Origin of the sequence: Tenacibaculum sp. L6 (genome assembly GCF_028823685.1) — a bacterium.
Taxonomy (GTDB): Bacteria; Bacteroidota; Bacteroidia; order Flavobacteriales; family Flavobacteriaceae; genus Polaribacter.
Map to the genome: position 1 here is coordinate 1 of NZ_JAPEHZ010000105.1, position 3,750 is coordinate 3,750.

Annotated in this window: 3 protein-coding genes; all 3 read left to right on the forward strand. The window is 33.1% G+C overall.

The window, feature by feature from the left end; genetic code table 11:
• On the forward strand, positions 1–258 hold a 258-nt coding region (locus tag OU788_RS11890; protein ID WP_274635368.1), incomplete at its 5' end, for a 3-oxoacyl-[acyl-carrier-protein] synthase III C-terminal domain-containing protein.
• 71 nt (positions 259–329) lie between these two features.
• Positions 330–1,865, forward strand: a complete 1,536-nt coding sequence (guaA, locus tag OU788_RS11895) for a glutamine-hydrolyzing GMP synthase (protein WP_274635369.1) — start codon at positions 330–332, stop codon at positions 1,863–1,865.
• A 35-nt stretch (positions 1,866–1,900) separates the two neighbouring features.
• A complete protein-coding gene (locus OU788_RS11900) occupies positions 1,901–3,724 on the forward strand; it encodes an amino acid ABC transporter substrate-binding protein (RefSeq protein ID WP_274635370.1) in 1,824 nt (607 codons plus the stop codon).
• The last annotated feature ends 26 nt before the right edge of the window (positions 3,725–3,750 follow it).

Sequence of the window (3,750 nt, forward strand, 5' to 3'; positions counted from 1 at the left end):
ATTCATCAAGCAAACGAAAAAATGGATGAAGCCATCATCAAACGTTTTTATCGTCTGTATAAGAAACCAATTCCTGAAGGAGTTATGCCTATGAGCATTCATAAATTAGGTAATAGTTCCGTAGCAACCGTCCCTACCCTACTTGATTTGGTATTAAAAGGAAATATTGAAAATCAAGAAGTAAAAAAAGGGGATGTCATCATTCTTGCCTCTGTCGGAGCAGGTATGAATATTAACGCAATTGTTTACAAGTATTAAAGTTTCTTAAACAGTAAGAATTTCTTGTTAAATATTCTCGCAAATCTAAAATGTAAGTACTATTTTTGCGCATGCAACAACACAACGTACTTATATTAGATTTCGGATCGCAATACACGCAGTTAATTGCGCGCCGCGTAAGAGAATTGAATATCTATTGTGAAATTCACCCTTACAACAAAATACCACAAAATTTAAACGATTTTAAAGCTGTTATCCTTTCTGGAAGTCCGTCATCGGTTCGTTCAGAAGAAGCACCACATCCAGATTTATCTGAAATAAGAGGTAAAAAACCTTTATTAGCGGTTTGTTATGGAGCACAGTACTTAGCTCATTTTTCTGGCGGATTGGTAGCTCCTTCAAATACTCGTGAGTATGGTAGAGCTAACTTATCTTTCATTAAAGAAGGTGAAGAATTCTTTAAAGGAATTTCTCAAGGAAGTCAAGTTTGGATGAGTCATTCAGACACGATTAAAGAATTACCTACTGGAGGAACCTTGTTAGCAAGCACGCACGATGTTGAAAATGCAGCTTATAAGATTGAAGGTGAAACTACCTATGCAATACAATTCCACCCAGAAGTATATCATTCTACTGACGGTAAACAATTATTACAAAACTTTTTAGTTAATATAGCTGGAGTTGCTCAAACTTGGACACCAGATTCATTTGTAGATGAAACAGTTGCTGAGTTGAAAGCCAAAATAGGCAATGATAAAGTTGTTTTAGGATTATCTGGAGGAGTAGATTCTACCGTAGCTGCGGTTTTATTACACAAAGCTATTGGAAGCAACTTACACTGTATTTTCGTAAACAACGGATTATTACGTAAAAATGAATTTACCGATGTATTAAAACAATACGAAGGTATGGGATTAAACGTTAAAGGAGTAGATGCTTCGGCACGCTTTTTGGCCGAGTTAGCTGGATTAAGTGACCCAGAAGCAAAACGTAAAGCTATCGGTAAAGTTTTTATCGATGTTTTTGATGATGAAGCACACCAAATAGAAGATGCAAAATGGTTAGCACAGGGAACAATATATCCTGATGTAATTGAATCAGTTTCTGTAAACGGTGGACCTTCAGCAACCATTAAAAGTCACCATAACGTAGGTGGTTTACCAGATTTCATGAAGTTGAAAGTAGTAGAGCCTTTACGTATGATTTTTAAAGATGAAGTTCGTCGTGTAGGTGCATCTATGGGAATTGACCCAGAATTATTAGGTCGTCACCCTTTCCCAGGTCCTGGTTTAGCTATCAGAATCTTGGGTGACATCACTGCTGAAAAAGTTCGTATTTTGCAAGAAGTCGATGCAGTGTTCATTAACGGATTAAAAGAAAGCGGATTATACGATAAAGTATGGCAAGCAGGTGCTATTTTATTACCAGTAAACTCAGTTGGAGTGATGGGTGATGAAAGAACCTATGAAAAGGTAGTTGCTTTAAGAGCAGTTGAAAGTACCGACGGTATGACCGCTGATTGGGTAAATTTACCTTATGAGTTTTTACAAAAAACGTCAAATAAAATAATAAATAATGTAAAAGGTGTGAATAGAGTTGTGTATGACATCAGTTCTAAACCGCCAGCAACAATTGAATGGGAATAACCCCCTTCAATTAATTTAAAATAAAAAAAGAGTAGATGAAGAAATTACAGTTTTTACTATTAGTTTGTATTTTAACTTTTACCGTTTCTTGCGGACAGCAAAAACGTTATGTATCGTACAAAGTTCAAGAAGGCGAAACGATGCGCGACATTGCTGATCGTTTGGACATGAAAACAAAAGATTTATTACGTTTAAATCCTGATGTTAGCAGACGTCCAGAAGCAAATACGGTAATTGTAATTCCAAATCCTAAGCTTAAAAATAGTACTTCTACATCTACTCCTTCTTCAGAAGAAGAACCAACCACTATTGAAACTATTGAGGATTCAACTTCCGAACCTGAAGAAAATGATACTGTTTATCAACAAACCATTATTGAGTACGAAACTCATGAGGTACAAAAAGGTGAAACCGTATATCGAATCACCAAACAGTATGGAATTACCAAAGATGACTTACTTAAATACAATCCTGAATACACCAATATTGAAAGTAATAATTTGAGTATTGGTCAAGTATTAAAAGTCAAAGAAATTAAGAAAACGATTACTATTGACAAAGAAGAGGTTTTAGCAAAATTTTTAACCCACACGGTTAAAAGCAAAGAAACCATGTATAGTTTAACACGTTTTTACAATGTTTCAAAAGAAGAAATTTTACGTTTAAATCCTGAATATCCTGATTTAGCAGATAACAAACTATCAATAGGTCAATTATTAAAAATAAAACCTATTGAAGAAGTAAACGAAGCTGAAAATTATACTTTTTACAAAGATTTTATAGAAGAAGATACTTCTATCAACTTAGCTATCTTACTTCCTTTTAGAGCAGATGAGTACGTAGAAAAATCAAGCAAAGATATTTTTGAAAAAAATCAATTAGCAAATATGGTTACCGATTTTTATATGGGTGCAGAAATCGCTATTGATTCTATCAAAAAACAAGGAGTAAATGTACATGTTAATGTTTTTGACACTGGTAACAGAGGAAATAACATTGAGGCTATTCTAAATGAAAATAAATTAGAAAATACAGATGTGGTTATTGGTCCTTTTTACTCAGACAAAGCTGAAGTTGTTGCTAAAGGAGTGAATGTTCCTGTAATTTTCCCTCATTATTCTAATAATCAAGAAAAATTTTCTTCTTCTAAATTAGTAAAAACAGCTCCTGAAAAAAACAGGTATGCAGACTATTTAATTTCTTATTTAAAGGACAGTTATAAAGATCAAGAAATTTTTGTTGTTGGTGATGATAAAAACGAATCTAATCGTTTGGTTTCAAAAATTGTTTCTGAATTAAAACAACATGACAGCATCAACAACATTCATATTTTAAAGCCTGAAAAAGGATATATCAAAAGAGAACGTTTTACAAAAAAAATGTCTTCAAAAAGACATAATTGGGTAATTATTGCTTCTGAAGATAATGTTGTCGTTGCTGACGCTTTAAATAGTATGATTGGCTTACCTGATGAAGTTAATGTTCAAGTATTTTCTTCAGATAAAGGAAGTGCTTATTACAGAATTGACAACAATAAACTAGCTAGCATTAACTTTACCTATGTTTCCGATACTTATACTGATGAAGAAGCGATAGAGACTAAAACTTTTACCGAAAAATATTTACAAGTAAACAATACGATTCCTTCTGATTATGCTATTAAAGGGTTTGATATTACTTACGATATATTAATGCGTTTAGCTTCTGGTGAAGACCTTGACACTACCTTTAAAAAGGGAGCTTCATTACGTGTAGAAAATAAATTCGACTATCGTAAAAAAGTATTTGGTAGCAGTAGTAATAATGGTTTATTTGTTGTGAAATACAATAGAGATCTTAGTTTAAGCAGGTTGAGATAAACTAAAAAATACAGTAAATAAAAAGC